This window comes from Proteiniphilum sp. UBA1028, assembly GCF_002316955.1.
GTDB lineage: Bacteria > Bacteroidota > Bacteroidia > Bacteroidales > Dysgonomonadaceae > Proteiniphilum.
In genome coordinates, this window is record NZ_DCEN01000041.1 from 16,627 (window position 1) to 43,614 (window position 26,988).

The 26,988-nt window shown below is 48.8% G+C and carries 24 protein-coding genes; 3 read left to right on the forward strand and 21 right to left on the reverse strand.

Features of this window, described 5'->3' with window-relative positions; all coding sequences use genetic code 11:
- From B3Z75_RS06980 to B3Z75_RS07000, 5 genes are all read right to left on the reverse strand, one after another.
- Window positions 1–596: glutamate--tRNA ligase (locus B3Z75_RS06980; RefSeq protein ID WP_294069105.1), on the reverse strand; the 596-nt coding region annotated here is incomplete at its 3' end.
- Between the two features lie 177 nt (window positions 597–773).
- A complete protein-coding gene (locus B3Z75_RS06985; RefSeq protein WP_294069273.1) occupies window positions 774–1,382 on the reverse strand; it encodes a WbqC family protein in 609 nt (202 codons plus the stop codon).
- A 14-nt stretch (window positions 1,383–1,396) separates the two neighbouring features.
- Window positions 1,397–2,866 carry a signal peptidase I gene (gene lepB, locus B3Z75_RS06990; RefSeq protein ID WP_294069108.1) on the reverse strand — a complete coding sequence of 490 codons (1,470 nt, stop codon included), beginning with the start codon at window positions 2,864–2,866 and terminating at the stop codon, window positions 1,397–1,399.
- A gap of 21 nt (window positions 2,867–2,887) precedes the next feature.
- Window positions 2,888–3,607 carry a 4-hydroxy-tetrahydrodipicolinate reductase gene (gene dapB, locus B3Z75_RS06995; RefSeq protein WP_294069111.1) on the reverse strand — a complete coding sequence of 240 codons (720 nt, stop codon included), beginning with the start codon at window positions 3,605–3,607 and terminating at the stop codon, window positions 2,888–2,890.
- A 167-nt stretch (window positions 3,608–3,774) separates the two neighbouring features.
- The gene (locus B3Z75_RS07000) at window positions 3,775–4,788 is read right to left on the reverse strand and encodes an NAD-dependent epimerase/dehydratase family protein (protein ID WP_294069114.1); all 1,014 of its coding nucleotides are present in this window, start codon (window positions 4,786–4,788) and stop codon (window positions 3,775–3,777) included.
- Window positions 4,789–4,962: 174 nt separating this feature from the next.
- Here B3Z75_RS07000 and rnr point away from each other — a divergent pair, with 174 nt between their 5' ends.
- On the forward strand, window positions 4,963–7,107 hold the full coding sequence (gene rnr / locus B3Z75_RS07005) for a ribonuclease R (RefSeq protein ID WP_294069117.1): 2,145 nt from the start codon (window positions 4,963–4,965) through the stop codon (window positions 7,105–7,107).
- On the opposite strand, the gene B3Z75_RS07010 is transcribed toward rnr, so the two are convergent.
- Genes B3Z75_RS07010 through B3Z75_RS07020 form a run of 3 tightly spaced genes read right to left on the reverse strand, consistent with a single transcriptional unit; the run spans window position 7,094 to window position 10,377 of the window.
- The gene (locus B3Z75_RS07010) at window positions 7,094–8,005 is read right to left on the reverse strand and encodes a glycosyltransferase family 2 protein (protein ID WP_294069120.1); all 912 of its coding nucleotides are present in this window, start codon (window positions 8,003–8,005) and stop codon (window positions 7,094–7,096) included. The genes rnr and B3Z75_RS07010 overlap by 14 nt on opposite strands.
- Window positions 7,995–8,891, reverse strand: coding sequence for an FkbM family methyltransferase (locus tag B3Z75_RS07015; RefSeq protein ID WP_294069123.1), 897 nt, complete (start codon window positions 8,889–8,891; stop codon window positions 7,995–7,997). The genes B3Z75_RS07010 and B3Z75_RS07015 overlap by 11 nt, the downstream gene beginning before the upstream one ends.
- On the reverse strand, window positions 8,866–10,377 hold the full coding sequence (locus B3Z75_RS07020; RefSeq protein ID WP_294069125.1) for a lipopolysaccharide biosynthesis protein: 1,512 nt from the start codon (window positions 10,375–10,377) through the stop codon (window positions 8,866–8,868). The genes B3Z75_RS07015 and B3Z75_RS07020 overlap by 26 nt, the downstream gene beginning before the upstream one ends.
- A 257-nt stretch (window positions 10,378–10,634) precedes the next feature.
- Between B3Z75_RS07020 and queG the strand changes: the two genes are divergently transcribed.
- Both queG and ruvB read left to right on the forward strand, forming a co-directional pair.
- Window positions 10,635–11,567, forward strand: a complete 933-nt coding sequence (gene queG, locus B3Z75_RS07025; RefSeq protein WP_294069128.1) for a tRNA epoxyqueuosine(34) reductase QueG — start codon at window positions 10,635–10,637, stop codon at window positions 11,565–11,567.
- Window positions 11,568–11,588: 21 nt separating this feature from the next.
- A complete protein-coding gene (gene ruvB / locus B3Z75_RS07030) occupies window positions 11,589–12,614 on the forward strand; it encodes a Holliday junction branch migration DNA helicase RuvB (RefSeq protein WP_294069277.1) in 1,026 nt (341 codons plus the stop codon).
- Window positions 12,615–12,667: 53 nt separating this feature from the next.
- Here the strand turns inward: ruvB and B3Z75_RS07035 are convergent, their stop codons facing one another.
- The 13 genes from B3Z75_RS07035 to B3Z75_RS07095 form a co-directional block, all read right to left on the reverse strand.
- Window positions 12,668–13,357 carry a potassium channel family protein gene (locus tag B3Z75_RS07035; RefSeq protein ID WP_294069131.1) on the reverse strand — a complete coding sequence of 230 codons (690 nt, stop codon included), beginning with the start codon at window positions 13,355–13,357 and terminating at the stop codon, window positions 12,668–12,670.
- A gap of 12 nt (window positions 13,358–13,369) precedes the next feature.
- On the reverse strand, window positions 13,370–15,199 hold the full coding sequence (locus tag B3Z75_RS07040) for a TrkH family potassium uptake protein (protein WP_294069134.1): 1,830 nt from the start codon (window positions 15,197–15,199) through the stop codon (window positions 13,370–13,372).
- Between the two features lie 86 nt (window positions 15,200–15,285).
- Window positions 15,286–16,710, reverse strand: a complete 1,425-nt coding sequence (locus tag B3Z75_RS07045; protein WP_294069137.1) for an NADH-quinone oxidoreductase subunit N — start codon at window positions 16,708–16,710, stop codon at window positions 15,286–15,288.
- A 78-nt stretch (window positions 16,711–16,788) separates the two neighbouring features.
- On the reverse strand, window positions 16,789–18,270 hold the full coding sequence (locus tag B3Z75_RS07050; protein WP_294069140.1) for a complex I subunit 4 family protein: 1,482 nt from the start codon (window positions 18,268–18,270) through the stop codon (window positions 16,789–16,791).
- Between the two features lie 22 nt (window positions 18,271–18,292).
- Window positions 18,293–20,197 carry an NADH-quinone oxidoreductase subunit L gene (gene nuoL, locus B3Z75_RS07055; protein WP_294069143.1) on the reverse strand — a complete coding sequence of 635 codons (1,905 nt, stop codon included), beginning with the start codon at window positions 20,195–20,197 and terminating at the stop codon, window positions 18,293–18,295.
- Window positions 20,198–20,201: 4 nt separating this feature from the next.
- Window positions 20,202–20,543, reverse strand: coding sequence for an NADH-quinone oxidoreductase subunit NuoK (nuoK, locus tag B3Z75_RS07060; protein ID WP_294069146.1), 342 nt, complete (start codon window positions 20,541–20,543; stop codon window positions 20,202–20,204).
- Window positions 20,544–20,545: 2 nt separating this feature from the next.
- Window positions 20,546–21,085 carry an NADH-quinone oxidoreductase subunit J gene (locus tag B3Z75_RS07065; protein WP_294069149.1) on the reverse strand — a complete coding sequence of 180 codons (540 nt, stop codon included), beginning with the start codon at window positions 21,083–21,085 and terminating at the stop codon, window positions 20,546–20,548.
- A gap of 8 nt (window positions 21,086–21,093) precedes the next feature.
- A complete protein-coding gene (locus B3Z75_RS07070) occupies window positions 21,094–21,603 on the reverse strand; it encodes a 4Fe-4S binding protein (protein ID WP_294069153.1) in 510 nt (169 codons plus the stop codon).
- Window positions 21,604–21,615: 12 nt separating this feature from the next.
- Complete coding sequence (gene nuoH, locus B3Z75_RS07075; RefSeq protein WP_414702876.1) at window positions 21,616–22,740, reverse strand: NADH-quinone oxidoreductase subunit NuoH; 1,125 nt, start codon at window positions 22,738–22,740, stop codon at window positions 21,616–21,618.
- 42 nt (window positions 22,741–22,782) lie between these two features.
- Entirely contained in the window at window positions 22,783–24,414 is a 1,632-nt protein-coding gene (locus tag B3Z75_RS07080) for an NADH-quinone oxidoreductase subunit C (protein ID WP_294069159.1), read from the reverse strand.
- 21 nt (window positions 24,415–24,435) lie between these two features.
- Window positions 24,436–25,080 (reverse strand): NADH-quinone oxidoreductase subunit B, encoded by a 645-nt coding sequence (locus B3Z75_RS07085; protein WP_294069162.1) that lies wholly within the window; start codon window positions 25,078–25,080, stop codon window positions 24,436–24,438.
- Entirely contained in the window at window positions 25,056–25,424 is a 369-nt protein-coding gene (locus B3Z75_RS07090; protein ID WP_294069165.1) for an NADH-quinone oxidoreductase subunit A, read from the reverse strand. The genes B3Z75_RS07085 and B3Z75_RS07090 overlap by 25 nt, the downstream gene beginning before the upstream one ends.
- A gap of 7 nt (window positions 25,425–25,431) precedes the next feature.
- Window positions 25,432–26,988: tetratricopeptide repeat protein (locus tag B3Z75_RS07095; RefSeq protein WP_294069168.1), on the reverse strand; the 1,557-nt coding region annotated here is incomplete at its 5' end.

Below are 26,988 nucleotides of genomic sequence, written 5' to 3' on the forward strand. Positions count from 1 at the left end.
GTAGGCAGCTCGTCCGAAGATTTGTAAATTACTTTGTCGTCGAGCACCGACGAGTTGATTACCACATCGCCGCGGATCATGTCGCGTACGGTGATGTCCTGGCCGGGTTCAATTTTGATGCGGACCACATATTGTGTTCCGCCGGCTACAAGCGATTGTGTCTCATCGGCTGTAAGCGTGAGGGAATTTCGCATCAACTCCCTTGTAGAGGCATCGTACTGGAAGTTCGGTATTTCACTTCGCTTGGCATCCAGCTCCTCCGGGGTGTCAAAGGCAATGTAGGCTGCCCCCTTATCCAGGAGCTCCTCAACATATTGCTTGTATATTTCTTTACGCTCCGATTGTCTGTACGGACCATGTTTTCCTCCCTTCTCGGGACTTTCGTCGAATGAGAGTCCCAGCCAGTTGAAAGCTTCCTGAATATACTCTTCTGCACCCGGTACAAACCGCGTGGAGTCGGTATCCTCTATGCGGAGAATGAAATCGCCGTCCGCTTGTTTGGCATACAGGTAATTATAGAGTGCTGTGCGCACTCCCCCGATGTGCAGAGGCCCTGTCGGGCTGGGTGCAAAACGGACTCTTGTTTTATGTTGCATCTGTTTTGAAATAATTATCGGTCTTCTTCTGGCTGTCTGTTTCCATAACCGTGAATGGTACCATAGTTGCTTGCTGCCAAAGACATTCGTTACAAACTGCAAAAGTACATGAAAAACGAGGCATTTCCAAGCCCATCAGGCGAAAACATTTGTCCCGCAGAAAGAGGTGGAAAAATATTAAATCAGGAAAAGCCGGCTTTCGTTACCCATGTTGCACAACAGATCAAGGATGCTGAGATTCGGGATGAAACCGTTTTTGGAGGAAAAAACCTGATAATAAACGGGTGTGACCCAATCCGGCTTTTTTTTGGGATGGATTGCCTCGCGCAGATCATAGAGGCCGGGTGCAATTGTTTCGTTATACTCCGTGGTGTAAACAACGGCCGTTTCAATGCCGGTCAACCGGCAAATAAGCTGTCTCAACCCTTCGTTGAAGTCATGCAGGAAATCAAATCTTTTCGTGAAAAAGGGGCGAAAATCCTCTTCGTAATACCGGAAGAAGGGTGTGGAGTTGTAGGCCGATACGATGGCGTTCCAGTGGAGGTGCTGCCAGTTTCCGTGGTCAGCAATACGGATATCCTTCATCTTGCATTGTGTTTGGGTAGGTTTTACCACGGGAATAGTCAACGAAAGCACTCCGTTTGCTCCGGCAATGTTGCACCGATTACGGTACGACTGTTTCTGATAGTTGTCGTGTATCTCAATAATGCCCTTTTCTGCCCTGAAAAGAGCGCTGTAATATTCCACGGGTGCAAGATAGCATGACGAGAGGAGTACTGCCGCCATTCTCTCCGGTTTGTTCATGCCGGAATCTTCGCGCTGCGGAACAATCTTTTCCATCGTATCTTCCCGTTGAACCATCCTTTGTCTTTCTCCAGCGACAACCATATGAGTACAGGCCTGCCCACCACATGATCTTCCGGCACAAAGCCCCATACGCGCGAGTCGGCCGAATTGTGGCGGTTATCTCCCATCATGAAGTAGTAGTCGAACCTGAACGTGTATGAATCTGTCTGTACCCCGTTTATATACACCTTTCCGTCGCGGTAGGCGAAATCATTCCCTTCGTAATTCTTGATGCACCGTTCGTAAGCGGCCACCTTGAAATCCACGTCGGTATCGAACGTCACCGTCGCTCCCTTTTGGGGTATCCACAGCGGGCCAAAGGTGTCGCGCGTCCATCCCGTTTCGTAGTTGACCGGGTAATAATAGCTCATCCCCGGTTGTTCTTTTTCTTTGATCACATCCCACACGAAGGGTTTCGCTTTCATGGAAGCAACCATCCCGAGGGTCATGGGTATGCTGAAGTAGATCCTGCCATTGTTGCCGTTATGCTGCTGCAGTCCAAACAAAGCCAGGCTCAGGCTGTCTACTCCGGTTAAATCCTGTGAGCGGGGAATGACCTGTCCATAGCCATCCTGTGTATAATAATCGGCTTTGTTGATGCCCAGCTCCTCGAAGAGCTCGGCAGAGATCTGTGTCCCGTCGGTATGGATCATGTAGTTGTGCTGAGAAAGGCGGGGGTTGGGGAGCAATGTGCCGTCGATATAAACGGTGTCGTTTCTTAGTTCGATGGTTTCCCCGGGAAGGCCGATGCATCTTTTTACATAATTTTCACGGCGGTCTACCGGGCGGTATACGATCTCGCCATAGGTACGTTTGTCGGCACGTACGCCGGCGCTGCCATTGGAGTTATGCCTCGACAGCGTATAAAAATCCACGCCTTGCTGATTTAGCGCTACCGTATCGCCGGTTGGGAAGTTGAAGACAACGATGTCGTTTCTTTTTACATTGCCAAACCCTTTCAGGCGGTTGTACTTCCATTGAGGCTTTTCGAAATAGGACTTGCCGCCAACCACCGGCATGGTGTGCTGTGCCAGGGGGAAGGAGAGCGGTGTGATGGGTGCCCGTGGCCCGTAACTGAGCTTGCTCACGGCCAGGAAATCCCCTACAAGCAACGATTTCTCCAGTGACGAGGTGGGTATCTGGTAATTCTGAAAGAAGAAGGTGTTAATAAAGTAGACGGCTATCAACGCAAAAAGGATGGCATCGACCCATTCCATGGTTTTGCGGAATGTGTTGTTTTTCGATTTTTTCCAAAATCCCCAGGGTACGAATTTGGTGATGTAGATATCGAGAAAAAGGAGGATAAAGAGGAGTATCCACGGAGAGCCCGCCCACATTGCGAAAAGTATGGTCATGGCTACCCATACGGCAAACCAAATCCATTGGCGGCCTGTGGCGTGTGAGAGTCGTTGTTTGAGTTGCATCGTTTTTTTTCTGATTTAATTTTACAAAATACCCAGCATGTCGCTCATGCCCAAAAAACCTTTCTTCCCTTTCGTAAATTCTGCTGCCAGCACGGCACCCAGGGCAAATCCTTTTCTGTTTTTGGCATCGTGGGTGATGCGGATGCTGTCGGCCTCCGACTCGTAGATCACAGTGTGGATGCCGGGCACTTCTCCTTCGCGAAAGGTTTTGATCGGAAGCTCATCGACCTTGTCTGTCTTGTCCAACACCCATTTGTCTTTTCTGCCGATATGTGCCAGAATTCCTTCGGCCAGTGTTATGGCTGTGCCGCTGGGCGCATCCAGCTTGTGCATATGGTGTGTCTCTTCCATGCGCACATCGTAACCGGGAAATTGATTCATTATCTTGGCCAGATGATTGTTGAGCGCAAAGAAAATATTGACGCCAAGGCTGAAGTTCGATGCATAAAAGAAGGTCTTTCCCTCTTTGTCGCAAGCCTCCCTGATTTCGGGCAGGTGCTCCAGCCATCCCGTGGTGCCGGAGACGACCGGCACGTCGGCTGCAAATGCCCTTCTGTAATTTTGGAGGGCGCTGGCGGGTGAGGTAAACTCAATGGCCACGTCGGCGCTGCGAAATGCCGGGGAGTTAAACTTCTCCTCTTCGTTCATGTCGATGGTACACACTACTTCGTGCCCTCTCTCCAGGGCAATTTTTTCAATCTCGTGCCCCATTTTACCATAACCGATCAGTGCAATCTTCATGTTTTTCCTATTCGTGTGAATGAGCATGCAACTATTGCATGCCGGTGAATGACAAACGTAATTGTTTACAACTGCTTCATTCGAAAGCAAAAGTACAAAAAATGGTTGATTTACGCTACAAATGCAGCAAAATCACGGCGATTGTCCTGTTTCGGCATCCGGCTTTTTCAGAGTCGGCCATGTTCCCGGTACCATGCTACCGTCTTTGCTACCCCTTCTTTCAGCCTATATGCAGGTACGAAATCTATCTCCGATTGCAAGGGGGTGATGTCGCATGTCCAGTTGCGTTGTTTCATGATATGATATTTGTCGGTGTTGAAGGTTGTCGCTTTCCCCAGGAGGGACGCCACTCTTTCGCTCACGAAGGCTGCCGGTCTGACGAGGAAAAGCGGAATCTTCAGCCGTACCACATGTTTTTTATGGAGCGCCTGTTGTACAATGGTGTTGAATTCCCTGTCGGTATAGCTGTCTCCGTCGGCTACAAAATATTCTTTTCTGCAAATTCCTTTATCAATAAGCGCGAAAATAACACGCACCAGGTCTTCGCTGTAGATGAATGACAGCAGTTGCTTCCTGTATCCGGCACCCACGTCCAGTCCGTTTCTGACTGCTTTCATTAAGATCAGATAGTCGTTGTCGCGCGGACCGTAGACCCCGGTTGGGCGTAGGATCAGCCAGGGAAAGTTGGTGAGGCTTTTCAAATAGTTTTCGGCTTTCAGCTTACTTATGCCGTAAGCGGTATTGGGATTGGGAATATGTCCGCTACCCATTGGCGTGTAGCCTGTTTCATCCCCAACACCCATGGCGCTGAGCGAGCTCATCAACAGGAACGAATCGGGGATAGTGTCTGTTTCGATGAGCGCTTCGGCCAGGTTGCGGGTATACAGGTAGTTCACCCGGTCGAAGTCCGATTTGCGGCGCGCTTTTGTCAGCCCGGCAATGTGCACAACGTGGGTGAAGCGGCCGTTTTCGTCTGCAAACTTCCGCAGTTGCGCTTTTAGCCTTTCTTTATCGTCGTATTGCAGGTCGATGAACCGAATCCGTTCGTCCTGCAGATAACGGCGGCTGCTGCTGCCGCGTACTCCTGCCCAGGTCTCGTATCCCAGTTCCAGTGCTTTGCCTACAGCTGTACTACCGATAAATCCGCTTGCTCCGGTAATCAATACTTTTTTTTCGCTCATGCTCTCCTTCTTCAATGTGCGGACAAAAATAACGATAACTTCAGAAAAAGAAAAACCGGTGCGCCGGGAAAAACAGACATAGGGGGTAAATTATTCGGGCAGGTATCAAATTTTTTTATTACTTTGCAATAACTAAAACTCTTTTTTTTTGTTTTAGATAGAAACACACAGAATATGAGCAACAAAGCAAATGCGACTATAACTCCCGCAAAACCCAGAAAGAAAGATCTTTCGGCTTCCATTATCAATTTTCTTACCGAGAACAACGACAAGCAATTTAATTATAAACAAATAGCTGCGGCGTTGAATGTGCGTGGCGAAGAGGGACGGCGTCTGCTGATTAAAGTGCTCGATAAACTACGCGACGACGATCTTTTGCTGGAGACATCCCGTGGACGTTATCGCATCAATAACCGTGGATTAATGTTGGAGGGCCGTTTTGAGAGAAGAAGCAACGGCAAGAACTTTTTTGTTCCCGACGATGACGCAAACATCATATATATCCCCGAGCGAAACAGCAAACATGCCATGAATGGCGACCGGGTGCGCGTGCAGTTGCTTGCGAAACGGAAGCGCGCCGAAACGGAAGGAACCGTGGTGGAGATCCTGGAACATACACAAAGCCGCTTTGTGGGAGTGATGGAGGTGCAGAAGCATTTTGCTTTTCTGGTGATGGACAACAAGTATCTGTCAAACGATATTTTCATTCCGAAGGAAGACCTGAACGGCGCAGTGAACGGCGATAAAGTGGTTGTGGAAATTGTGGAGTGGCCCGAGAAGGCAAACAACCCTGTCGGCAAGGTGATCGATATCCTGGGTAAACCGGGGCAGAACGATACTGAGATGCATGCCATTCTTGCCCAATACGATCTGCCCTACAAATATCCGGAAGAGGTGGAAAAGTATGCCGGATTAATCCCGGAGAAGATTGAAGAGGAGGAGATTGCCAGACGGGAAGACTTTCGCGATGTGTTCACCATCACCATCGACCCGAAGGATGCCAAGGACTTCGACGATGCCCTCTCCATCCGGGAGATTGGGCCGTTCATGTGGGAAGTGGGAGTGCATATTGCCGATGTGACGCACTATGTGAAACCGGGTGACCTCGTGGACCGGGAGGCGGAAAACCGGGCTACCTCCATTTATCTTGTCGACAGGACCATTCCCATGTTGCCGGAAAAGTTGAGCAACGGGTTATGTTCCTTGCGGCCTCACGAAGAAAAGCTGTGTTTCTCCGTCATCTTCCAGTTGAATGACAAGGCGGAGGTCAGACAATCGCGCATCGCCCGCACGGTCATCAAATCCGATAGCCGTCTTGCCTACGAGGATGCGCAGGCTGTCATCGAAACGGAGAAAGGCGATTTCTCCTCCGAGATCCTCAAATTGAATCATTTGGCCAAACAGCTTCGGGAGAGGCGGTTTGCCAGTGGGGCGATCAACTTCGAGCGATACGAAGTAAAGTTCAACCTCGATGAAAAAGGGAAGCCGCTGGGTGTCTACTTCAAAGAGTCGAAAGAGGCCAACCACCTGATTGAGGAGTTTATGCTTCTGGCCAATAAGGCGGTGGCCGAGGCTATCGGGAAGGTGCCCAAAGGAAAGAAAGCAAAGACGTTTGTCTACAGGGTGCACGATGTCCCCGACCCGGAGAAGCTGGATACGCTGAACACATTTATCCTTCGCTTTGGCCATAAGATCAAGCAAGACGGAACCAAAATTGAGGTGGCAAAGAGCATCAACTCCCTGTTGGACAAAGTACAGGGACGACCCGAGGAAGATCTGGTAGAAACCATTGCCATCCGCACCATGTCGAAGGCGGTTTACTCCACCAAGAATGTGGGCCATTATGGACTGGCATTCGATTATTATACGCATTTCACCTCGCCCATCAGGCGTTACCCCGATATGCTGGTGCACCGGCTTCTGGAGAGTTATCTCAACGGAGGCAGAAGCGTGGATCAGGGCCCGCTGGAGGATGAATGCAAGCACTGTTCCGATATGGAGCAGGTGGCTTCCAATGCCGAACGGGATTCCATCAAATACAAGCAGGTAGAGTTTATGTCCGATAAGATCGGTAAAGTATACGACGGTGTTATCTCCGGCGTCACCGAGTGGGGTATTTACGTAGAGATCAACGAAAATAAATGCGAGGGAATGATCCCCATCCGCGAGCTGGACGATGACTTTTATGAGCTGGACGAAAAAAACTACCGGTTGGTAGGGCGGCGTAAAAAAAGAGAGTATCGTTTGGGGCAGCCCGTTTCCATTCAGGTGGCGAGGGCCAATCTCGACAGAAAACAGCTCGATTTTATCTTTGCCTGATGTTTGTTTCTTTTCGAGTACACAAAATAGACCTCCATTTTCCTGTCAGCCTGAAGGCTATGCCGAGATATGCAAGGCAGTCAGAGGCTTTGCCGGAAAACAAGGCGACGATTGCTTTCTTCAGTGACGCCAGCACGCTGTAGCCAATTGCCTTTGGCAGGGAGTAAAACAGATTCACTGCCTCTGTTAAGAAGTACACATATTCGCTATGGAAGTATTGTTTTCGGCTCACAGGCCTTGCTTCCCGGTCATGATAACCGAATGCTGATTTTACCAGCCCCAACTTGTATCCCATCTTTTGCATCCGGATTGCCAGGTTTCGATCTTCGCCGTAATGTGTAAATATCGGGGCAAAAGCACCTGTCACTTTTATAGCAGTGACAGGAATCAGCCATAAGGCTGCATTTATAAACGGGAAAGAGATCACTTCCGGGGCGAGCTGCATTGCTTCCTCTCTATTTCTTACCCCTGTATATTCCGAGAAGCCGAAGTCGGCTGCACTGCCTTTTCCATTCAGATGCACCGGCGACAGTATTCCGTATTCGGTGTTCTTTTCGGCTGCATCCACCAACTTTCCCAGGGTGTCGGGCTCAATCCATGCATCCTGATTGAGTAGGAACAGATAATCGAATTCTCTTTCCAAAGCCCGTTGGATGCCAATATTATTGGCCTTTCCAAATCCGAGGTTCTGATGGGCCTCAATCAGCTCCACACCCGGATAGTTGTCCCTGATTATCCGGCAGGTTTCATCGGTTGAACCATTGTCGATCACCACGACGTCTGCCGGAAGGAGAGAAGCCTCCACGGAGGGTAAACACCGGTGGATCCACGGCACAAAGTTATACGAAACAATGATGACACAAACCGAAGGCATGGGACGAAAAGATTCAGGCTTCATAATTCGTGGCTTTGATCAGACATTTACGAAAAAAAGGAGGGGTCATATGATCGAGTTCGTTCTGATAGATCATAAAGCCCGGATTGGGACGCTGACGGAAACCGTTGGTCTCTAAAAAGCGCGTGAAAATATCAAAATCTTCCTGGTGATGATAGGTACACAGAGCCATTTTTACCTGAGTCTTCTTCAACAACCTGTTCATTCCTTTTAATACGGATGCTTCGGCCCCCTCGACATCAATTTTATAAAAAATAGGCTTTTCGGGTATCGGCAGAAAAAAATGATCAAGGCTGACATGTTCATTGTCGTTCTTGTCTGATACAAAAGCGGGAATGATGACCACCTTCTCTTTCCAGGGGGTAAATGTGGCTTCCAATGCTTCAATCCACTCACGATCCTGTTCAAAGAGATAGGTCATTTTCAATTTTTCAATATGGAGCAATGAAAAGTAACCTTCGGCACATCCTACGTCTGCCAATATATCCCCTTCGTTTATCAGAAAAGCAGGATCGGTATAACAGTGAGGGGCATCCTTGTCCTGTTCCACACGCAAGGTGTTGTATAGCAGCTGTATGGTTCGCTTGTTAAATGAGCGTTTGAAGAAAAGTTTTTTCCCTTCCGTCATCACAAAGGGCAAACCGTTGCAAGCATCAGTATGTACGATTACCTGATCCGCGTGGTATTTTTCCTGAAAGGTACCGTAAAAAGTTGACAACCTATGTTTCGAAAGATAACTGACAGCCTCCTGCAATTCATGATCCTGTGGCGGATATTGTGCGAAATATGACAGGATCCTCCTCCGTATCTTTTGCTTTTTTTTCCGGTGAAACCAGGCGTTCCACCGCGAGCGGGTTTTGTAGCTAAGCTTTTCGATTGTTTTTTTCATCTCTTTTGTTGTTTAACCATTGTCCGACCTCGCGGGTCATCTCCAGCTTGCACAAACTGCACAACAGCAGGTATAACAGGCTTACGCCAACAGTATTTATTAGTAGGAATAGCATATTCTGATGAATGCGAAGGGTAATAAAATATCCTGTGGCCACGCTTACAAAGGCCAGTATTGCGTAGGGAAAGGCGTCTCTAAAAAAGTCGGTCAGTGTATATCCGATCAACTTGCGGGTTAAAACCAATGAGATGGCCAGGGTGAGCCATGTATAGATCACCCAGCTGGCTGCCAGGCCCATGATCCCGTAGCGGAAAAGCAAGGCGATCAGCAAGATCAGGAGCACCCGCTTGATTATTTCCACGCCGAGGAAGTAGTCAGCCTTCTCCCTGGCTATAAACAACTCGTTCATCACGAAAGCAAAAGGAGAGATCATTCCGGCAAGACACAAAACCTGGAAATAGGGAACAGCCGGCAGCCATTTTTCTTTGAACAGAAAGACAAATCCCGGCTCGGCAATCAGTATCATCAGAAAACCAATGGGAAAGGAGAGGAACGCGAGTGATTTAATCATTTTGCTAACCACTCTTTTCAAGCGTTCTGTCTGCTCATTGATTTCGGGCAAAACAAGCATGGATACCTGCCGGTAGGTATTGGAAAGAATGCCGAACGGGATCTCCTGGTATTTGTTGGCCTGGCTGTAATACCCAACTTGTTTCATGGCATTCGGGAAGAAGAAGGCAATGATGCTTGGGTATATATTATTGAAAATGGCACTGATAAGCGATGTAAGCAGTAGTTTGTTGCTAAGTCCGGAAAATGAGCGAAGCAGCCTGATACTAAAGACTTTTAGGGGCGTCCATTTCGAATAAAACCAAAGGAAAAGAGAGCGGAAGAAGGCGTAAAGAAGCGTTTGCACGACCAGCGCCCACACACCGTAACCGGAGAATGCCATCGCAATGGCCACCGTCCCGGCGATGAGCAATGCCGTCATATTGACTTTGGTCATTCCCCTGAAATCGGCTTTTCGAATGAGCAACGTTTGCTGGATAATGCCGGCGGCATTGAATAGCAGGGAGAGGAAGAGGACTTTGGATATCGCCTCTATCCGGGGATCGTGGAATAATTCTGCCAGCAACGGAGCCGCCGCGAAGAGAATCAGGTACAGCAGAATGGCCAGCCCTACGTTGAAATAAAAAACTGTACTGTATTCGGCCGGTGAGATTGTTTTTCTGTTTAGCAATGTGCGGGTAAAACCACTGTCGATGAGGATGCCGGAGAAAGCGATGAAAATTGCCAGAGCCCCGATTAGTCCGTATTCTGCAGGGTCCAGGATCCTCATCAGGATAATGCCGGTACCCAAATTAATAATTTGCTGTCCGAACTTATCGGCAAAGCTCCAGAATAGAGATACGGTGGTTTTATGCTTTAATGTTGATTCCGCCATCAGAGGTTGAGAGTTCCAGTTTATTCCCGCAAAAATACGCAACTTAATTCAGTTTTTCCTTTTTTGTAGCGAAGAGTTTGCAGGGTAACCGCTTTATAGTGATTTGAAAATGCTTTTGTGAACTATTCCGTTAAGCGAGGATAACGCAAAACCTCTGTGGATTATGTTGAGGGTGGAAATAAGACAAGATGGCGCGAAATGATTTGTCGTATGATTTTTTTTTGTACGTTTATACCCAATGAGCCGTTTTCAAGCAGGCGCACGATTGACGCCGATGCAGCAAACAAAAAAACAATCGCATGATTGAACGGGTGACATTTTCGGAAGAAATAAAAAAACAGGCACTGGCTTTGGGCTTTGATGCCTGTGGTATTTGTCCTGCCCGCAACAGCGGCGAAGAGGCCCGATACATGGAGTGGATCAGGGAGAGCTGCCAGGGCGGCATGACTTACCTCGAGCGCAACATAGAGAAAAGGATCGATCCCCGGCTGCTGGTTGACGGCGCGCGCTCCATCATCTCTGTCGCGCTGAACTACTACCCGTCCGTGAAGCTCCCCGGGAAAGTACCCCAGTTCGCCTATTATGCATACGGAAAAGATTACCATGAGGTGATGCGCGAGAAACTGTGCGCTCTTTTCGACTGGATCAAAGAGCGTTTCCCCGAAGTATCCGGGAGGTGTTTCTCCGACTCTGCGCCCGTGCTGGAGCGTTTCTGGGCGGCACAGGCAGGCATCGGATTTGTTGGTAAGAACACCCTGCTGATAATTCCGGGTAAGGGGTCCTATTTTTTTCTTGGGGAATTGATCATCAACCTGGAGCTGGATTACGACTCCCCTATATCCGAGAACTGTGGCGATTGCCGCCGGTGTCTTAACTCCTGTCCCACGGGAGCCATTGAAAAACCGTATTGGGTGAATGCCCGCAACTGTATCTCATACCAAACCATCGAAAACAAAGGCGAAATTTCTCCCGACATCGTGCCCAACTTACGAAACAATGTTTTTGGCTGCGACATCTGCCAGAAGGTGTGCCCCTGGAACCGCGGAGCACAGCCGCATATCACTCCGGAGTTTATGCCCTCGGAAGCATTTATGTCGCTCGACCTGGAAACGCTGGCCGGGATGGACGAAGCGGATTTTCGCGTCATTTTTCGTCGCTCTGCCGTGAAAAGAACAAAGTTTGCCGGATTAAAAAGGAATGTAGCCGCTATTTCCGAAACTCGCAGGAAATAGCTATTTTTGTATCTGAAAATGATGGAAGAGAGATTCGATATACACGGTAACCACCACTTGCAGGAGACCGAGCGTGAGTATGAAAATACGCTGCGGCCGCTCACCTTTGGTGGCTTCAGCGGACAGGATAAGATCGTGGAGAACCTGAAGATCTTTGTCAGCGCCGCCCGCATGCGCGGCGAATCGCTCGATCATGTGTTGTTGCATGGCCCACCGGGATTGGGCAAGACCACCCTGTCGAACATCATTGCCAACGAGTTGGGGGTGGGCTTTAAGGTCACTTCCGGTCCCGTACTCGACAAACCGGGCGACCTGGCAGGCATCCTCACCTCACTGGAAACAAACGACGTACTGTTCATCGATGAAATTCACCGCCTCTCGCCTGTGGTGGAGGAGTATCTATACAGCGCCATGGAGGATTATCGCATCGATATTTTGATTGATAAAGGGCCCAGTGCACGTTCCATTCAGATTGATCTGAGTCCGTTCACCCTCGTGGGTGCCACTACACGCAGCGGTCTGCTGACCAGTCCGTTGCGTGCTCGTTTTGGCATCAATATGCACCTGGAGTATTACGATATGGAGACCCTCACCGGTATCGTGTTACGGTCGGCCGACATACTGAAGGTAGCCTGTGGCAGCGATGCTGCCCGCGAGATTGCTTCCCGCAGCCGCGGTACCCCCCGTGTGGCAAATGCGTTGCTGCGGCGTGTACGGGATTTTGCTCAGGTGAAGGGGAACGGAAAAATAGACAAGGCCATCTCTTCTTACGCGCTGGAAGCATTGAACATCGACCGGTACGGGCTCGATGAAATCGACAACAAAATTCTGCTTACCATCATCGACAAATTTAAAGGAGGCCCGGTGGGGATTACCACCATTGCTACCGCCGTGGGCGATGATCCGGGTACTCTTGAAGAGGTATACGAACCCTTCCTGATCAAGGAGGGATTCATCAAGCGTACTCCGCGAGGTCGTGAGGCCACCGAACTGGCCTACCGCCATCTGGGACGAAGAAGGGTCGAAGAGCAGGGATTGCTGTTCTGATTTGCCAAAATGTTTTATGGGGCATTCATTCTGAGTAACAAGAGACACCTAAACTAGTTGTTGTTGTCGATCATCTTTTTAATGTCGTTTTTATTCCCGTAAATAACGATGATATCCCCTTCCTCCAGGATGGTTTTGGCATTCACAATATCACCCGCTTTCAATACGACAGTCTTCGCGCCGATCTGGTTTTGCGTACTGATTTGTTTAAGCTTTGTAAGTACGATCACATTATAATTCTTGTTCAGTTCGCTTTCCGCTATGCTCTTTCCGATCAGCTTGCGTGGCACCAAAGCCTCCACAAGGTAGTGGTCGTTTGTCACTTCAAACAGGTTGAGATAATTTTTTATGGACAGTTTCATAGCCCAGTGCTCAGCCGATTCCACCTCGGGACGTATAATCTCAGTAACTCCCATTGCTTCGAGCACGCTCTCCTGCAGTCCGGTGATGGAACGTACCGTAATCTTCTGTACCCCTCTTTTCTTCAGCATTGCTGTAATCAAAAGACTTTCCCCCTCGTCTGACCCTCCGCACACCACGGCAATATCCGTATTTTTCAAGGGCAAATGACCTGCTGCAACCGGATCAGAGCTGTCCAGGCAGATCACATTTGTCAGCTTATCCTTGCATGCCTCCACACGGTTCATCGACTTGTCCACACCAATCACTTCGTGGCCCAGGGCTACCAATCGCTCTGCCAGTGCTGTGCCAAAATGTCCGAGTCCTATCACCACAAATTTCATTTTATACAGATTTTAGTTAATTAATATTTCTTCCGTCGGATATTTGTATTTGCTGTATTTTACCTTTTTCATCATGCTGGATAATAGTGTAAACATACTTACTCTCCCCGCAAACATGGTTAACGTGATCACCAGCTTGCCGGCATCCGACAGTAATGGGGTCACATTTTTGCTTAACCCTACCGTGCCGTATGCAGACACCGTTTCAAAAAGTAAATTCAGAGGATCTTTCTCCGGTTCAATGAGAATCATTGTTAACGTAATTGCCATGATAAACAATATGGCCAGCGTCATTTGAGCGAATGCCCTCGATACCGATAGTTGCGAAATTTCCCGCCCCCTGTATTCCAGTTTTTTGCCCCTGATCAGGGCAATGAAATTCATTAAAGCAATGGCAAAGGTACTTGTTTTTATTCCTCCTCCCGTGGAAGCGGGTGAGGCTCCAATCCACATCAGTACAATACACATGAGCGTCGCCGGCACAGACAATGCGGCTGTATCCGTATTGTTAAAGCCGGCAGTGCGTGTCGTTACGGAACCAAAGAAGGCAGCGGTCCATTTTCCAAAATCCGATGAATGGTTTGTCAATACACCCTCTTTCTCAAAAATAAAGAACCCGAGTGTTCCTGTAATTAGCAGAACAAGCGTTGTTCGGATGACAATGTGTGAATTTACACTGATTACCAGCGATGAATAGGTGTATTTTTCGTCTTTGAATACTCTTTTGAAAAGACCTTTAAGATTGGTCGTTATATATTCCCATATGTTGTGAATAATTGGAAAGCCCAATCCCCCCAGGATGATAAGAAATGAAATGATGATATGAACCGGGTAGTGAAAGCGAATGCGCATATCGTATAAATTGCCCGACAACGTGGAAAAGCCTGCATTACAAAAACTCGATATGGCATGAAAAAGTGAAAAGAAGGCTCTTCCGGCCAATGTTGTATCCTCTTTTCCCAACGATATGAAAATGAGTATAAAACCCAACCCTTCAATGATGGCGGTGATGGTAAGAATACTTTTCAGGGACGAAAAAACATTATCCAAACGCTCATCGTTGGTGATGTCCTTTGCAAGTAGCTGGTTCCGATAGGATGAGCCACCCTTGAAAAAATAGCTGAAATAGGTGGTGATGGTCATTATTCCCAGTCCGCCACTTTGAATCAACAACAAAATAATGAACTGACCAAAGAGTGTAAAAATCAATTCCGTGTCCAGTACATTCAATCCTGTCACACAGACTGCGCTTGTTGCGGTGAACAACGCATCTACATAGGAAATATTGCCTACCGTCGCTTTCGGCAGCATTAACAAAAAACTGCCTAAAATGATGATTGAAAGAAAGCTTACCACAAACAATTGTGCCGGTCCGAGCCGCCGGTAGTTTATCTGCATACGCAAATAAAAAAACTCCCGGATCAAAAATGACACCATCAAAAACAGTGTCATAAAGTTATGAGTACGCTCCATGGAGCGGGAGACTGTGGTCCATAGATTATACAAAAAAACCAACAACAAGGCAGCCAGCAACAGGATATCCAAAAGAGCTGCTTTTTTGAAGATGATTTTCTTATTCCTGATATAGGGCGAAGAAATAGAGAGGAAGCCGATGAGCAGTACTATATCATAGTAAACATTGAATAGGGTACGCAGTGCATTGTTGGGTTGAAAACCCATGTCGATGATGATGATCAAAACCGCCACAGAAGCTGCCACAAAAGGGAGCATGTTGCGAAATCTGTGTAGGTTTTTCTTCTTCTTCTCATCGCCGTCAAAAGAGAACTCTTTTCGGGATAACTTCTGTTGACCGGAATCGGTTGGTTTTTGTACGAATGACATACTTCTCTTTTATCTAAACATGCTAGAATTCAGCGAGAATAAGTGACAAAAGTACGTAAATATATTTATAAAACCCACCTGTCCCGCTACATTCCGAAACTTTGTTTTTCGATTACATCGAGGAGAAAGCCGAGTAGTCCCACGAAGATGATTGCGGCAGTGCAGATGACGAGGCTGGCCCTGTTCCAGGCGTCTGTTCTGAGTGCAGGAACAGGATGGTCGTTCTGATCAATGAACATGGCCTTCACCACCATCAGATAGTAGTACAGCGAGACAATGGTATTTACTACAGCGATGATGACCAGGAGATAATATCCTTGTTGTGCGGCAGCCGAAAAGATGAAAAACTTGCTCATAAAACCGGCAAAGGGAGCAATGCCTGCCAGGGAGAACATGGCCAGCATCATTACGAAGCTGAGCTTCGGGTTTGTATGATAGAGTCCTTTATAATCGGAGATATTTATTTTTCTGGTTCTGCTTTCGATGGCTGTAATTACGCCGAATGCAGCCAGGTTGGAAAACAGGTATACGAAGATATAATAGATAACCGTTGTCATCCCCAGCGTTGATCCGCTGATGATCCCCAGGGCGATGTATCCTGCCTGGGAGATGGAGGAAAATGCCAGGAAGCGCTTGACGTTTTGCTGCCGGAGTGCAAACAGGTTTCCCACCGTGATGGTGACGATGATGATCCAGAATAGCAATGTCTGCCATTCGTACAGATAATTTCCAAACAGTTTAAAGAGCAGTATCATCAACACAAAGGCAGCTGAACTCTTGGAGACGACCGATAAATAGGATGTCACATTGGTGGGAGCGCCCTCGTATACATCGGCTGTCCACAGGTGAAATGGCACAAACGATACTTTGAAAAACAACCCCGATAGGAAGAACAGAAAAGCCATAATCTGTAACGGGTTGTTGCTTAATAACACCGACACATCGGAGAAGTAGAGGCTGCCGGTGACACCGTAAAGATAGGAGATGCCAAAGAGGAGAATCCCGGAAGAAAAGGCAGAAAGGAGAATAAACTTTGCTCCCGCCTCGGCCGACATTTTGGATTTTTTGTTGAATGCCACCAGCGTGCCTAATGGGATGGAAGCCATTTCAAGGCCAATAAAGAACAGGAGAAAATGTCCACTGGAGATCATCAGATACATTCCCAGCAAGGTGCTCAACGTGAGAAAATAGTATTCTCCACGCTGATGCTTCATTCTGTTTCCGTCGAAAATATATTTGGATTGGAGAAAAATAATCAGGGTACCCACGTTCAGTATGGTTTTTATGATGGTCATGACCGGATGATACTGAACCATTCCTCCGAAAGCTTCGCCCGCTTCCGCCGGAAAGAGATTGAAGATGGTGTGGAGCGTAAAGAGGAGAATTGCTACAGGTTGAAAGTAACTTTCCCCTTTCTTGCCTGCAATAAGGTCATAGACCAGCAAAAAGAGGATGATTGTCAATAGCGAAACCTCGCTGCGCATTGTGGAAAAAATGGTGAAATAACTCATGAAAATGGGGTTGTTTGTTCTTTACTTTACTGCCGGTGAAAAAAAGATTTTTTACACACTTGCACTCGTTGAAAAAGATTAATTCTTTACTGCCTGCAACAGGTTTCCAAAGCTGTCGTTGATCATATCCGAGATTCCTGTCGGAAAGGAACCGAGATACACGATACCCGCTATCAGCATAATCACGGCCAGTCGTTCATACCAGCGGGCATCACCGAGCTTCGTATGCTCCGGATTCTGGAGGGGGCCGTAAAGGAATTTCCCGATGGTGCGCAGGATGTACACCGCTCCAATCACGATTGATGTGACGGCGGCGATGGTCAGTATGCGGTGTAACAGTCCGTTATTTTCAAAAGCACCGACGAAGATGGTCATCTCAGCCACAAATCCGCTCAGCCCGGGAACACCGATATTGGCCAATCCGGCAATCACGAAAGAGACACCCAAAAAAGGCATGATCTTCATCAGGCCACCCATCTCGGTGATCAATCGCGTATGTGTGCGGCCGTAGATCATTCCGATCAATGCGAAGAAAAGCGCTGTAATCAGCCCGTGGGAAAGCATCTGCAGCACAGCTCCCGTGAGCGCTGTTTGCGTAAGCATCAGGATTGCAAAGAGCACCAGGTTGCAGTGGCTCACCGACGAATAGGCATTGATATACTTCAGGTCGGTCTGCCGGATAGCTGCAAAGGCGCCATACACCACGCCGATAGCCGTGAGGACAAGGAACAGGGGGGAAAGCTGTGCAGCTGCCTCCGGCATCAAGGAGATGGCCACCCTGAAACATCCGTATCCTCCCAGCTTCATCAGTACGCCGGCATGCAGCATGGACACAGCCGTCGGTGCTGATGCGTGGCCGTCGGGGGACCAGGAATGAAACGGGAAAAGTGCTCCCAATACGCCAAACCCGAAAAAGGTAAGGGTAAAGAACAGATATTGCTGTTCCAGTGGAATCGGTGTACGCACAATGTCAAGGATGTTCATGCTGGTTGCACCCGAACTGAAATAAATGCCCAGTATACCCACCAGGAGAATCATGGAAGACCCCATCAGCATGAGGGTCAGCTTCATGGCCGAATACTCCTTTCTACCGGTGCCCCACACACCAATAAGCAGATACATCGGGATCAGTGCCGTCTCGTAAAACAGAAACATGGCGAACAGGTCGATTGTGATAAAAAATCCGAATACGCCGGTGGCAAGGAGGCAATACCACAGGAAAAACTCTTTGGTGAGCGGCGCCATTTTCCACGAAACAAAGGTGCCGGTGAAGACGATGAGCGAGGTGAGGCAGAGCATGACTACCGACACGCCGTCTACTCCCACTGCATAACGTATGTTGAGTGGTTTAAACCACGACAGGGAAGCGGTGAAGAGCATCGGGTCGGTTGCGCCGTTGCCTCTCGCTGCAGTGTACAGGTAGGCCAGATAAGCTGAGAGAACGACCAGCAGTGTACTTCCGGTCACCATAATTCCCAATACCTGTTTCCTGTTTCTTGCCAGGAAAAGGGCAAGGATCATCAGCAGTGGCAGGAGGACAAAGAGGGATAAAAAATTCATATCTTTATTTCTTTAAATGCATTTAAATAAACAGGAACAAGGCCGTGATCAGCAGCGTTCCCAGCAGAAACACAAAAGCATACCATTGTATTTCGCCCGACTGGAGACCCCGGATCTTCACGGATACCCAGCCGGTGACCGAGGCAAGTCCGTTGATGAACCCATCCACCACGTGGCGGTCAAACCAGTCAAATGCCCGGGAGATGCCGTTGAACAGAATCTTTTTGGTGACAAACAGGTAAATCTCGTCCACATAAAAACGATGTTGGGCGGCCCTGTTAAATCCTTGCAGCAGTGACGGCATTTTTTTCAGTCTCCTTCCGGGATACTGATATCTCATGCCGGCAATGAAGATGGCTTCAACTGCCACAACAATACTGATCACGGCGATCAGCCAGTCGATGTGTATCGTATATTCGGAGCGGTCGGCCGTCACAAAATTTCCGAAGGGAATGAAGCCTCCCAACAACGTGACTGCCGCCAGAAAAATCAGGGGGAAAGTCATGGTCCGCGGAGATTCGTGGGGAGTATGATGCTCGTAACGATTCTCTTTTCCCCAGAAGATGGAAAAATATAACCGGAAAATGTAGAAAGCAGTGAGCCCGGCCACAAACGTCATCCATATTCCCAGGCCTGTATTGTATTGGTAGGTGGCCGCAAGGATCTCATCCTTGCTGAAAAATCCCGAAAAGGGTGGTATGCCTGCAATGGCGAGGCATGCAATCAGAAACGTCCAGTGGGTGACCGGCATATGTTTGCGCAGCCCCCCCATCTTGCTCATCTCGTTGCTGTGTACAGCATGAATTACCGAGCCTGCCCCCAAGAAGAGCAATGCTTTGAACATGGCGTGGGTAAACAGGTGAAACATCGACGCCATGTATCCTAATCCCCCGTGTCCTTCGAATTTTGAAACGCCCAGCGCCACCATCATAAACCCGATCTGGGAGATGGTGGAGAAGGCCAGCACCCTTTTAATGTCGGTTTGCACCATGGCTATGACTGCCGCGAACATTGATGTGAACGCACCTACGTAAGCAATCCCTTCCAGTACCTCCGGTGTAAATACCACGTAGACCGGAAAGAGCCGTGCCACCAGATATACACCCGCCACCACCATAGTTGCAGCGTGAATCAACGCCGATACGGGCGTTGGGCCTTCCATCGCATCCGGCAGCCAGATATGGAGCGGGAACATGGCCGATTTGCCGGCGGCGCCGATGAAGATCAATGCCATGGCCCATACCAGGGCCGATGCTCCCATAAAAGTGATGGAGAGGGCTTGCTGAAAGAGGGCTGTGTTGCCCGATGTGAGGGCGCCGAAATCAAATGTCTGCGTATAGTAGGAGAGCACCAGGATGCCAATCAGGAAAAACATATCGGCAAAACGGGTCACGATAAACGCTTTTTTGGAGGCCGCCACGGCTTCCGGTTTTGTATAATAGAAGCCGATGAGCAGATAGGAAGAAACGCCAACCAGCTCCCAGAAGATGTACATCTGAAAAATATTGGTCGACAGAACCAGGCCCATCATCGAGAAGGTAAAGAGAGAGAGGAACGCATAATAACGCTGGAATCCTTTTTCCCCCTTCATATACCCCAGACTGTAGATATGCACCATCAGCGAGACAGTGGATATCACCACGAGCATCATTACCGAGATCGGGTCGAGCAGGATACCCAGATCGATATGCAGCTGAGGACCCATGCCGAGCCAGGGGATATTGAACGGCAGCAGGGACTGAAACACACCTCCTGCTTTTTGCGTGGTAAAATAGTTCCAGGCCGCATAAAAAGAGAGCAGCGTCACCAGGAGGAGAACGCCTGTGCCAACGACCCCGGATGTTTTGTGGTTCAGCCTGTTGCTGAGAAGCCCCAGCAGCACGAAAGAGGCGAGGGGCAGCAGCAGTATGAGCAACGTATATTCCATGAGCTTATCCTTTCATTTTTTTGAGATTATCGACATCCGCATTTCCAAAGTTGCGGTATACGTTGATGATGATAGCGATGGCTACCGCGGCTTCACAGGCCGCAATGGCAATGGTGAACAGCGCGAAAAACATCCCGTCCATCTGTCCGGGGTAAAGATACCGGTTGAAGACCGCGAAATTGATGTCGGCCGCATTCAGTATCAATTCAACAGCTATTAGCATCATCATTAAATTTTTGCGGGTGAAGAAGCCGTAAATACCGGCAAAAAACATGATTAGGCTCACCAGCTGATAAGCCATTACAGGAACCGCATCCCCTGTGTTATTTATCAAAAATTCTCCCATACTTATTGGTCTGTCTCGTTTGTGTCGTGGTCAGTTGTTTTCGTTTTCCGGGCAATCAGGATAGCACCCACAATGCAGGCTAGCAGCAGGATGCTCATCATCTCAAAGGAGAGTAGGTACTGCCCTTTTTGTGATCCCAGCATGGCCGATCCAATTTCCTGCATCGTAAATCCGTCTCTTTCCACAAACTGATACGTGCGGATGCCATTGGTAATGATGATATATCCGCACAGCACAATACCCGCAAGAGAGAGCAACGCAGACGATTTAATTCTCCAGCCCCGTTTTGTGCGGACACTTGTCCCGGGTTTATGGGTGAGAAAGATGGCCATGATAAACAGCACCATGATGCCGCCTGCATAAACCGAAATCTGCACAGCGAACAGGAAATGGTAGCCGAGCAGCATGTAGAGTCCTGCCGTGGCCAGTAACACAAACAACAGGTAGGTGGCCGAGCGCACAATCAGTTTGCTCGTGACGGCCAGGATTGAAAAGACCGTAATTGCCAACGCCAGCAGGTAAAATATAATTTGTTCCGTCATTCTTTCATTTATTTATCCGTGGTTTTTTCACTGTTTGCCGGAAGCGGTTCCCGTTTCTTTTCACGGAGTTTCGACCCTGTGTGATTGAGCTGGTGCACAAGCTTGCTCCTGTTGAATACTGCACCCTCAAAGTCGTTGTTGAAGACAATGGCATCCGACGGGCAGCTTATCACGCACAGATTGCAGAAGGTGCAGCTTCCGTAATCCCAGAGGTGCTTGTCCAGGATCTTCTTTTTTTTACCCTCTTCGGTGTCTATCGAAGCCGATACCACCCTGATGGTACCGTTCGGGCAGTTTATCATGCAAATACCGCAGGCGGTACAGGCATGTTCATTTTGTTCGTCGTGGGGCATGATCAGCTCCGAACGCCAGCGGTCTGAGATGACCAGCGTTTTCCTGTTTTCGGGATACTCCATCGTGACTTTGGGTGTCAGGAATTCCTTTCCTGTGACGCTCATTCCCCCCGCCAGCGATCTCAGGCCCTTGAAGATGCCCCGTATGTATGTTGAAAAATTCATATGAAAAATAGTTTAGTTACCGAATAAAGCCGGAAACAGCTCCGTCAGGGTCAATCCCGATAATACGACGACCACCATGACCAACAGGTTCACCAGGTTTGCGGGCAGCAGGTATTTCCATTCCAGATTCAGCAGCAGGTCGATGCGCAGGCGCGGGAAAGACCAGCGGACCCATAAGCTGAAGAACATGAGCAGGCCCGCTTTGCCGAAGAACCATACCCAGGAAGGGATAAACCACATCGCCTGATTAAAGGCTTCCCAGCCTTTTATCTGCAGAGGCATCCATCCTCCCAGAAAGACGGTGGCTGCAACGGCTGCCACAATAAACATGTTGAGGTATTCCGAAAGATAGAAAAATCCAAATTGCAAGCCCGAGTATTCGGTGTGGTATCCTGCCGTCAGCTCCGATTCGGCCTCGGGAAGGTCGAAAGGGCCCCGGTTTGTTTCGGCATGGCCCGATATCAGGTAAATGAGGAACGCGATCATGGCAGGCAGGTGCCCGTTAAACAGGTTCCAGCAGTAACGCTGTCCCTCAATAATCTCGGAAAACTGCATGGTTCCGCTCAGTACCACGATGGTCATCAGGGAAAATCCGGCGGAGAGCTCGTAGCTGATGAACTGGGCGCCGCTGCGCATGGCTCCGATCATGGAATATTTGTTGTTACTCGACCATCCTGCCAGTAAAATTCCGATCACGCCCAGCGACGAGACCGCCAGCAGGTAAAAGACGCCGATATTAAAGTCGATGGCCTGCAGGTTCATTCCAAAGGGGAGAGCGCCGAAAGCCAGCACGGAGGCAACAATCACGAAGAAGGGAGCAACATAGAACAGCAATTTATCAGCTTTCTTTATCTGGATGATCTCCTTGATCAATATCTTGATCATGTCGGCAAACGATTGAAATAGTCCGTACTTACCCAGCCGGTTTGGTCCCAGTCGGGCCTGGAAGGAAGCGGCCACCTTTCGTTCAATGTATATCAGTGCCAGAGCAATCATGGCGTACGTAGCGAGCAGAAGCAGCCCCACGAGTATGCCCTCGGCCAAGGTAGCCAGCCCCGGGGAAAGGTGGATCCGTAAGAAAGTGTCAATCGCCTCAAGAATTCTGGTCAGTTCCAGGGGGTGTGAATAGAATAGCATCGTTTTCAATTGCATTGGTTTCCTTTTAGTGTTGAATACTTACTATCGGTCGATGTCGGGAATGACGAAATCCATCGATCCCGCAATGCCGATCAGGTCCGAGAGAAAAGCATCCCGGCAGATCAGTGGCATCACCGAAACGGCCGACAGGGAGGGGGAGCGGAATTTCACCCGGTAGGGTGTTTTGTCGCCACGACTTTCAACGAAGACCCCGAACTCGCCTTTTCCTGTTTCCACGCTCTGGAAGAATTGTCCCTGTGGAAGGCGGATCACCGGTTTTGTTTTGGCACACACCTCTCCTTCGGGAATGTTGTCGATCAGCTGTTCTATGATATGAAGCGACTGCGCTATTTCGTCGAGCCTGTTCTGGTAGCGGGCATACGAATCTCCTTCGGTACGCATCACTTCGTTGAACTCCACCCGGTCATAGAGGGCGTAGGGTTTGTATTTGCGCACATCGCACGACCATCCCGAGGCTCTCCCGGCCGGTCCCGTGACACCGTAGCTGATGGCATCCTCCCTGCTTAGGTAGCCGATATGCTTCATCCGTCCCAATGCGATGGGGTTGTGTGAGAAGAAATCGTCGTATTCCTTCAACCTCTTTCGCATGTAGGGAATGAATACGTTCACATCTTTCCGGAAATCCGGATAAATGTCGAACATGATTCCACCCACCACGTTCTGGTTGACGATGAGCCGGCCGCCACAAGTTTTATCGAAGATGTCGAGCACGTGCTCTCTTTCGCGCATACCATAGATAAATGCGGTGGTGGCTCCCAGGTCGTTACACTGGCAGGCCCAGGCAAGGAGGTGGGAACTGATGCGCTGCAGTTCATCCATGATGGTACGGATATACTGTGCCCGCCCGGGGACTTCTATTTCTGCTGCTTTCTCAATGCACATGCACAGGGCATGACGGTTGATGTTGGCCGACAGATAGTCGAGACGGTCGGTCAGGTGCAGCATCTGCGGGTAGGTCATGCTTTCGCACAGTTTTTCAATTCCCCGGTGGATATACCCGCTGTGGACATCTACCTTTTTCACGATCTCTCCGTCGAGCGATGTCCTGAAATGCATCACTCCGTGTGTGGAGGGGTGCTGGGGGCCAATGTTCACGATATAGTCTTCCTCGTCGAACACCGGGTTGTTTTCTTCTATCAGCTTTCCGTCGGCCGTCTCCCTGATGCAGGGAGCAACGTCCACGATCTCGCTGCTGATTACGGTCACCGGATTTAACCCAGTATCGTGACTATAATCCTTGCGGAAGGGAAAACCTTTCCACTGATCGTTCAACAGAAAGCGACGCATGTCGGGGTTGTTGATAAAGCGAATGCCAAACAGGGCATACACTTCCCGTTCGTTCAGGTGAGCCGTCTCATAGAGATCGGTGATGGAATACAACAACGGATCTTCGCGATCGGCAGTAGCGGTCATGATAACTACTTCCTGTGTAAGATCGGCGGAGGAAGAGAACTGGTAAATCACTCCCAGCGTTTCTCCCCAATCCATTCCCGTAAGGCTTACCAGATAGTCGAAAGGTAGCTCTTTGTTCCGGTACAGTGCCTCCACTACCGGATGCAGCTGTCGGGGCTTTACGGTGACAGTAAGCTTTTGCCGTTCCTCTATCTGCGCATCCTCTGCTGCCTGTCGTATAATGTGTGTAATATCTCTCATTGATCTGTCGGTTTCGTGGAATTATTCATTATCGAAATCAATTTGCGGATCAATGGATTCTCCTGTTTCCGGGTGAATCAGCGTTTCGGGCCGATAATTTCTTTTGATCCGCTTGTTGCCGAAAAATCGCTCTACCTTCACTTTCCGTTGTAGCTGCAGCAGCCCGTAGAACAAGGACTCGGGCCGTGGGGGGCATCCCGGGATATAAATGTCGACCGGAATAATCTGCTCCACGCCTTTCACCACGTTGTAGGAGTTCACAAAAGGCCCTCCCGAAATGGCACAGGCCCCCATAGCCACCACATATTTTGGCTCTGCCATCTGGTCGTACACCCTGCGGAGCAGCGGTGCCATTTTGTTCACGATGGTTCCTGCCACCACCATCACATCGGCCTGGCGGGGACTGTTTCGGGTGACCTCCATCCCGAAGCGGGAAAGGTCGTAATGCGCGGAGGCAGCTGCCATAAACTCAATTCCACAGCAGCTGGTGGCAAAAGCGAGTGGCCAAAGTGAATTGGCACGACCCCAGTCGATCAGTTGATCGAGCTTGCCGACAATCACGCTGCCACCCTCCTTTTTTAACGCGTCAATATATTGCTGAAGGGTTTCATTATCCTTGAACTCTTCGGCCGGAAACGCTTTTATTTTGATATCTTTGACTTCCATTCCAAAACTCCTTTTTTCCATGCATAGGCGAGGCCCAGGCTCAGAATTGCAATAAATATGAGAATACTGATAAGCCCCGTCATCCCTAAACTACGGACAACAGTAGCCCACGGGAACAAAAAAATAATCTCCACGTCGAACATCAGAAAGAGGATGGCATATAAATAATAGCCTACCCTGAATTGCATCCACGATGTGCCGTGTGTAGGGAGTCCGCACTCGTAGGGCTCTCCTTTCTGAAAATTGAGTGACTTCGGCGAGATCAGCAATGCCAACCCCAGCCCTCCTGCAACCAGTATGATTCCTGCCAGGAGAGCGACAACAAAAAAAGTGCTATCTGTCATAAATGATTTACTTACTTAAACTCTTGATAACCTGCAGCGCTGTTTCGTCGGCGGGATCATATTCAAGCACCTTGTTCCAGAAATGCTTCGCCTGTGGCACATCGTTCTTGCCCAGATGATAGAATCCAAGATAACGATAGGACTCCAGAATGTCGTTTTTACGCTTTTCGACATCCGGCAGCATCATTTCCAGTGCTTTCGTGTAATAGGGTACTGCAAGACCCTCTTCCGCCTGCGGATCCAGTGCGAAGTTGGCACGAGCACGCATCAGATATCCCAGATAATGGTCGGGAAAATGATCGATCATGGTGCTGAATGTTTTGTCGGCTTCAATCAAATAATCTCTTTTTTTGAACTGGTCCTGTTTCGGATCATCCGAAAGGATGCTGGTGGCTGTTCCGGCTGAATAATAGGCGGCGCCCAATAAGTAATAATCAGCCAGAGAGGGTTCCGGATGATTTTCAAGTATCATCCGGTAATACTGGATGGCATGGTCGTAGTCGCCCGCTTTTTCGTATGCTTTTGCTGCCTCCTGTAGATACTCCATTTTGTGGTCGTCTCTCTTGTAGGCTTCGATATAGGCATCAGCCGCCTCGGCAAATTTTTTATTTTGGTTCAATATTTGTGCATAGTAGGTGTAGTCCTGCGTAATGAAGTCACGTTTGTCGTATTTCCCGAAGAATTTAGTCGCGCTTTCAAGCGCCGCTACATACTCGCCCAATTCAAAAAAAGCATAAGTCTTCAGGCGGTCCATTACAAGGTTGTCGGGCGCTTTTTCAATCGCTTCAATCGCTTCCTTATACATCTTGTTGAAGTACAGTGTAGTAGCGTATCGTTCGTAATCCTTTGCATCGGGCTCCACCAAAGCTAGATACTTTTTAAAGGCATTCAGTGATTCCGGATAAAACCCTTTCCTGTAATTAATCTGGCTATAGGCGAATTGCCCCGGAACATATGAGGGATCCAGTTCGATAACTTGTTTCAGGTAGTCGAGAGCAACTTGCGTCTTGATGTTTTCATACAGTCGTGCCAGTTTTACATAGGCTGGTTTGTAGCTTGCATCAAAATAGCGTGCATTTTCATACAATGTAGCTGCCTCGCCGGTGTCTCCCTGTGAAGCTATAATATCGCCCTTCAGCAGGTAGGGTTTTGGATTTTTACTGTCTGTTTTTATGGCTTGATCTACCTGTGCCAGGGCTTCTTTTGTCTTCCCGTTGTCCATGTATGCTTCCGCAATCAGGGCCAACACGGTACCATTTTTTCTGTTTTTCTTCTCTCCGGCAATTTTGTTCAGCTCGTCTGCCGACCCTGTCTTAGCCAGGAGCACTTTGGCCAGCCCGATCTTGTTGTACAAGCTCTCTGGATCAATTTCCAGCCCTTTCTGGAAATAGTATTGTGCCGAATCGGTTTTCTTTTCCTTGAAATAAATATCTCCCAGATAGAAATGGCTGGCCGCATCGGTAGCGCCATTCTTTAATAAAAAAGATTTCGCTGCGGAATAATCACCTGCTTCGTAGAAATCGATCCCCTTTCTGTCCTGTGCACAAAGGAAGGATACGCTCAT